This window comes from Subtercola sp. Z020 (assembly GCF_002931235.1).
Taxonomy (GTDB): Bacteria; Actinomycetota; Actinomycetes; order Actinomycetales; family Microbacteriaceae; genus Subtercola.
In genome coordinates, this window is sequence record NZ_PSTT01000019.1 from 1 (window position 1) to 6,594 (window position 6,594).

Annotated in this window: 5 protein-coding genes; 1 reads left to right on the forward strand and 4 read right to left on the reverse strand. The window is 71.5% G+C overall.

All coding sequences use genetic code 11. From position 1 onward, the window contains the following. A partial coding sequence (locus C5B96_RS02675) for an NUDIX domain-containing protein (protein WP_233188954.1) occupies window positions 1-970 on the reverse strand: 970 nt, incomplete at its 3' end. Window positions 971-1,209: 239 nt separating this feature from the next. Here C5B96_RS02675 and C5B96_RS02680 point away from each other — a divergent pair. Next, window positions 1,210-4,977, forward strand: coding sequence for an AAA family ATPase (locus C5B96_RS02680; RefSeq protein WP_369826421.1), 3,768 nt, complete (start codon window positions 1,210-1,212; stop codon window positions 4,975-4,977). A 274-nt stretch (window positions 4,978-5,251) separates the two neighbouring features. On the opposite strand, the gene C5B96_RS02685 is transcribed toward C5B96_RS02680, so the two are convergent. The 3 genes from C5B96_RS02685 to C5B96_RS02695 form a co-directional block, all read right to left on the reverse strand. Next, complete coding sequence (locus C5B96_RS02685; protein WP_104242713.1) at window positions 5,252-5,641, reverse strand: hypothetical protein; 390 nt, start codon at window positions 5,639-5,641, stop codon at window positions 5,252-5,254. 7 nt (window positions 5,642-5,648) lie between these two features. Continuing rightward, the gene (gene mscL / locus C5B96_RS02690; protein ID WP_104242715.1) at window positions 5,649-6,110 is read right to left on the reverse strand and encodes a large conductance mechanosensitive channel protein MscL; all 462 of its coding nucleotides are present in this window, start codon (window positions 6,108-6,110) and stop codon (window positions 5,649-5,651) included. Window positions 6,111-6,136: 26 nt separating this feature from the next. Then, on the reverse strand, window positions 6,137-6,594 hold a 458-nt coding region (locus C5B96_RS02695; protein ID WP_369826422.1), incomplete at its 5' end, for an FmdB family zinc ribbon protein.

The following is a 6,594-nucleotide window of genomic DNA, read 5'->3' on the forward strand; positions in this document are numbered from 1 at the left end:
CGTCTGCGGTGGGCGGGGGGAGGGGTGGGGTGCCGGGGCGGGGCGCGGCGAAGAGGGCGGCTACCTCGTCGACGATGGCCTGGTCTCCGTCGTGCTCGGCCGCTACGAGCGTGAGGCGGGCGGCGATGTCGGCGGCGCGGGTTCCGGTGAGGTGGGCGTCGGCGGGCTGGGTGCCGGCGTCGAGCGAGGGCGGCGCGGCGGCATCCCGTGCGGCAGCAGGGGCAGGCGTACGTGACGGTACAGCCGATGCGGGCGCGGCGTGCGCGGCGGGCGGAGGCGCAGCGGCGGCGGGGAGGCGCGCGGCGCGGGCGGCGCCCTCCACGACGAGGCGCACCTCGGGCCACCAGTGGGTGCCGGGCAGGTCGATGCCGAGGGCGGCGGCCGCGAAGCCGGAGCTGCTGAGGCGGGCGAGCCGCTCCGCGAGGCGCTCGGTGGCCGCGGCGCGGTCTTTCCACCAGCCGTCGGGGCGCGAGCCGACCACGTTGGCGGAGTCCACGATCAGCACAGTGCGGCGGCCGAGCTCCGCCTGCAGGGTCGGCCAGCTGGCGCCGAAGCCGGGGTGCAGCGGCAGGGCGGCTACCTCGGCGACCGGAACCCAGCGCACCTCGATGCTCTCGGCATCCGTCGCCGCGGCCTCGAAGGGCGACGTGACGTCGACGACGACGGTGGTGTAGCTCCAGAAGCCGAGGTCGAACGTCGACGTGAGCGTGAGGCTCAGCGCCTCGACGACGACGCCCGCCTCCTCGCTCGCCTCGCGGATCGCGCCCTGCACGGGCGTCTCGCTCTCGTGCCGGGCTCCGCCGGGCAGGCCCCAGGTTCCGCCGAAGTGGCTCCAGTTCGCGCGATGCTGCAACAGGATGCCGCGGGCCGGGTCGTACGCAAGCAGCCCGGCGGCCCCGAACCGGCCCCAGAACTTCGCACCCGAGCCGTCTTCGACCCAGCCGTCTCCGCTGCCGGGGGCGGAGTGCAACCGGGGAGGGGTAAAGGAGTGAGGCGAGGGCGTCGCCGGCTCTGACATGAGTCAATTTTGCCACGCCCGGGGGCAGCGCCCGACCACGCCCGGGGCAGCGCCCGACCACGCCCGGCCCCGGCTCCCGGCATCCAGCACCCCACGCGCCGAGCGAACCGCCGCCCCACCCGACACGCGCAGTGTGCGAAACTCGGCCCCGCCTCCCGCGAAAAGCCGGGCCTCGCGCATAGGGTACCTGTGTGTGGCGTGCCGATAAGAAGCGAGAGACAGACCTCGAAGCGTCTGAGACCGACGAAGCGACGTCGGTGTGGGGTCGCCGCGCCGACTCCGGAACGCTCGGCAGAGGTGAGACCACGATGAAGACGGGCTCGATCATTTCGACAGACGACCTGGTGGAACCGACCCGCGAGCAGTGGCGCCGAGACCTCGCCGAGGTCGGCGGCACGAGCCCGCTCATCCACTTCGACGACGCCCCCCGGTCGCGCGTCGACCTCACGTCGACGCACCCGAGTGGCCTCGCCCAGTTCATCACCGGCAACGCGACGCTGCTGTCGAGCCTGATCCGCGACGAGCTGGCTCTTCGTAGCGCCCGCATCGCGGCCGGCGCCATCACCGACAAGGGCGTCGAGCTCCGTGCGGTGCGCGGCATCGACTCCGTGCACCTCGCGATCGGCCTCGCCCAGTGGAAGCTGGAGGAGCAGGAGTTCAGCGCCCCGCTGCTGCTGCGCCCGCTCTCGGTGCGCCGCTACGGGCGCGACTTCGAGCTGAAGCTCCGCGGCTCGGCGTTTGTGAACCCCGAGCTCGCGCGGGCGCTGCGCGAGCAGTTCCAGATCACCCTCGACGCAGACGCGATCGTCGCGCTCGCCGCCTCGAACGGCGTCTTCAAGCCGCAGCCCGTCATCGACCACCTGCGCGGCGTTACGTCGCACCTCCCCTGGTTCAGCGTGCAGCCCCGGCTCGTCGTGTCGTCGTTCGCCGACGTGGCGACCTCGATGGTGATGGATGCCCGGCAGCTCGATCACCCGGTGCTCGACGCCGTGGCGGGCAGCCTCACCGCCCGTCGCGCCATGCAGGCGTCGTACCACCCCGTCGACCCGACCCCGCAGGACACGCGACCGCCGTCGACCGACACGCTGCTGCTCGACGCGGATGCCGAGCAGGAGAACGTCGTCGCCCAGATCGCCGGCGGCAACTCCCTCGTCGTGAAGACGCTGCCCGGAACCGGCGGCACGCAGACCATCGTCAACGCGGTGGGTGCCCTGATGGGCCAGAACAAGCGCGTGCTCATCGTCAGCCCGCGCCGCCTGAGCCTCCGCGGAATCGCCCGCCGCCTGAACGACGTCGGCCTGCCGGGCGCCGCTGTCTCGCCGCGAACGCTCCGCCGCGACCTCATCCAGTCCATCGGGCGCAACGAGAAGGCAATGCAGCCGCACGTCGCCGATGTCGACGAGGCGCTCGTGCGCCTGCGCCACGTGCTGATCGACTACCGGCAGTCGCTCTCGCGCGTCGACCCCCTGCTGAAGGTCTCGGTTCTGGATGCCCTGCGGGAGCTCGCACGCCTGTCGCTGCTGCCCCAGCCTCCCGCCACGACCGCCCGGCTCGACCGGCCCTCCCTCGAAGCCCTCGCCTCGGGGCGCAGCAAGGCGGCGAAGACGCTGATCAAGGCGGCCGCCCTCGGTGAGTTCCGCTACGGACCCGACGACTCGCCCTGGTACGGCGCGAACTTCGAGAACGCCGAAGACGCAGCGGCGATCCACGCGACGGCGAAGCGCGTGCACCGCACCGACCTGCCAAGCCTGCTCACCCGCGCCTACGAGCTCGTCGGGCAGACGCACATGCGGCAGTTCACGACCGTCTCCGAGCTCGGTTCGTACCTCCGCCTGCTGCTCGACCTGCGGGAGACGCTCGACAAGTTCCTGCCGGTCGTCTTCGACCGCTCGCTGACCGACATCATCGCGGCGACCGGAGCGCGCCGCGACTCGGCGCAGATGACGGGCACCTCGCGCCGCCGGCTCCGCAGCCTCGCGAAGGAGTACGTGCGCCCGGGTGTGCACGTCAGCGACATCAACGCATCGCTCCGTCGCATCCAGCAGCAGCGCACCCTGTGGCACCGGTTCGCCGCCGCGGGCATCCCGCCCGAGGTGCCGACCGGGCTCGACGACGTGCAGGTCGCCTACCAGCGGGTGTTCGAAGACCTGGCGCGGCTGGATGTCCCGCTCGGCATCGCGGGCACCGCCCAGCAGCTGAGTGAGCGGCCCATCAACGAACTGATCCCGATGCTCGACGGCCTCGCCGCCGACTCGGAGGTGCTCGCGAACCTGCAGGAGCGCACCGCGCTGCTCGACACGCTGCGGGAGCTCGCGCTCGATCCTCTGCTGATGGACCTGTCGCAGCGGCACGTGCCCGAAGAGGCCGTGGCCGACGAGCTCGAGCTGGCCTGGTGGCAGTCGGTGCTCGAACTGATGCTCGCCAACGATCGCGCACTGCTCGGCGCGAACACGGGCATCCTGGACCGACTCGAGAGCGACTTCACGCTCGTCGACGAGGCGCACGCCTCGGTGAGCGGGCAGATCCTGTCGTGGCAGCTGTCGGAGACGTGGAGCGTGGGCCTGGTCGACCACGCCGACGAGGCGGCCGCCCTCAAGACGCTGCTTCGCGGCGACGCCGTGACCTCCGCGACGCTGCAGAAGGCGGCGCCCTACCTCAGCCGCGTGCTCGCGCCGGTGTGGCTCGCCTCACCGTACGAGGTCGCCGAGATCACCGACGAGATCGTGTTCGACGCGGTCATCCTCGTCGACGCCGGAGCGACGACGCTCGCCGAGAACGCCGGGGCTATCCGCCGGGCGAAGCAGGTCGTCGCGTTCGGCGACCCCGTCACGCAGACGCCCTCGCACTTCGAGATCGCGGTCGCCGCGGTCGTTCAGCCCGCCCCGCGCAGTGCGTCGGGCGATACTGCCGCTGCCGCGCAGTCGGTGGAGGAGCTGGCCGGCGAATCCGCGATGGCACGCCTCGCCGAGATCGTGCCCACGCTCTCGCTCACCCGCAGCTACCGTGCCGGCGGCGAAGACCTCGCCGAGCTCGTCAACCACCGCTTCTACAACGGCAAGATCGACTCGCTGCCCTGGGCCGGCACGTTCCTCGGCCATGGCAGCCTGACGCTGCACTACCTCGAGGGTGCGGGCGGGATGCCCGACAGCGAGACGGGTGCGGTCGAGAGTGTCGACGCCGAGGTCGAGCGCGTCGTGTGGCTGGTCATGGACCACGCGCAGAAGTACCCGCGTGAGTCGCTCATGGTCATCACGGCCAGCGCCAAGCACGCGGTGCGGGTGCAGCAGGCTGTTCTTTCGGCGTTCGCCAAGCGCAGCGACCTCAGCGACTTCATCCTGAAAGATCGCGCTGAGCCGTTCATGGTGGCTACGCTCGAGCAGTCGGTGGCGCAGAGCCGCGACCGCGTCATCTTCTCGGTCGGCTACGGCCGCACCCCGCACGGGCGCGTGCTGACGAACTTCGGTCCGCTCGCGAAGCCGGGCGGAGAGCGGTTGCTCGCGGTCGGCATGACCCGGGCGCGTCGCTCGATGGACATCGTCAGCTGCTTCAAGCCGGGCGACATCGACGAGGAGCGCATGACGTACGGCGTCGTGTCGCTGCGCCAGATCCTCACCGAGGCGGAGAACGGGCCGAACCCCGACACGTTCTCGAGCCCGGGCGACGCGCTGCTGATCGACCTGGCCCGCCGCCTCGGAGCGCGGGGCCTGGAGGTCGCCTTCGAGCACCGCGGGAAGCTCACGCTGGTGGCCTCGTACGAGGGTCGCGCCATCGTGGTCGAGACGGATGCCGTGGTGCACTCGATGAGCCTCCGCGAGTCGCTGCGGCTGCGCCCCGACATGCTGAAGCGCCTGGGGTGGCACTACCTGCGCGTGCACAGCTTCGAGCTGTTCACCGACCCCGAGGCCGTGGCGACGCGGATCGCCGCCGTCATCGGCGTGCGCCAGCTGACCGCGGTCTGACGCGCTGCGCTGCTGCGGCAGCTGTTGCTGCTGATCGCTACGGCAACGGTTGCCTCCCGCGCGCCCCTCGCGTCGTAACCGAGGATGTGGGGCCCGCCGTCCACGCATGCGCGCCACCGCCGCGCTGATCCTCGGTTGAGCCTGCGGGCGGGCAGGGATGGCGGGGCCAGCGGTGTGGCTGGGGAGCGCGCAGCAGGTCGGACGTCGCAGCGGGCGGGGATGGCCGAAGGTCGCGGGGCGGCCAGAGGGCGGAGCCGACGGGGCGCGAGGCGGGTCAGTAGTGGGGCGGCACGTCGTGCTTGAGGCGGGACTCGTTGTCGGCAGGGGCGTCGCCCCAGGCGCGGTCGGTGTCCTCGGTGGCGAGGGCGGCGTGGATGCCCGGAGTGCGGTCGATCGGGGCCTGCGGCGCGGCATCTGAGCCGGGCGCGGGCGCGGTGGTGACGCGGCGACGCCCGACGCGCGTCACGCGCAGGGCCTCGGAACGGGCATCTGGAGCCGCAGAGATCGCGCGGGGATCGCTGGGCAGAGCGTTCGCACGGGTATCCGGAGCCGCGTGCTCAAGCGATGCACCCGACGCACCCGCCGCACCCGACCCACCCGACGCACCCGCCGCGCCGGGCGCGGCCGGCTCGACGGGGGCGCTCGGGTCGCCGACTGTGCTCACGGCGCGCTCACTCGGTGGGGAAGGGTGGGCCCGCGGGGGTCTGGCTGGCCGAGGCGGCGCCGGGGTTCCGCTGGGCGGCGAGCAGGTCGCGGATCTCGGCGAGCAGCTCCGCCTCGGTGGGCGGGGTGGCGGCCGCGGCCTCAGTGGGCGGGCTCTGCTGGCCCTTGAAGAACGCGACCTTCTTCAGGTGGTTGATCGGCAGCACGAAGACGAAGTACACGACGAGCGCGATGATCAGGAACTGGATGATCGCCCCGATCACGAGTCCGAATTTGAGCGTCGAGCCGTTGATCGTCACGTTGACCGCGTCGTCGAGCTGGCCCGACTGGAAGACGGCGGCGATCAGCGGATTGAAGATGCCGTTGACGATCGCCGTCACGACCGCCGTGAAGGCGGCTCCGATGACGACGGCGACAGCGAGGTCGATGACATTGCCGCGGAGGATGAATTCCCGGAAGCCTTTGAACATGGGGGGACCCTTCTGGTCGGTGGACGTTACGCGGCGCCGGAGGTGCTCGCCGGCTTGGCGGGGGCGGATGTGGGCTTGCTGTCGGAACCCGACGACGATGAACCCGAAGAGGATGACCCCGACGACTTCGACTCGGAGGAACCCGAACCCGACGACTTCGACCCGGAGGAGGCCTTGTCGGAGGAACTCTGCGACGGCTTCTCGGTCGACGACGTCGTCGCGCGGGAGTCGTTGCGGTAGAAGCCCGATCCGTTGAAGGTGACGCCGACAGAGCCGAAGACCTTGCGGAGCTTGCCGCCGCAGACCGGGCAGACCGTGAGCGAGTCGTCGGTGAAGGCCTGCTGGATGTCGAAGGCGTTCTCGCACTCGGTACAGCGGTAGGAATAGGTAGGCAAGGCGGTGTGCTCCAGGTGGATCGTGGTGGCGAGTGGCGAGGTGGCGAGTGGCGACGTGAGGTGGTGTGGGTGGGGGAGGCGCTGAGGGG

Coding starts and splice junctions, on each gene's coding strand:
- mscL (WP_104242715.1), bottom strand. CDS start 6,110: ATGTTCAAAGGCTTCCGGGAATTCATCCTCCGCGGCAATGTCATCGAC.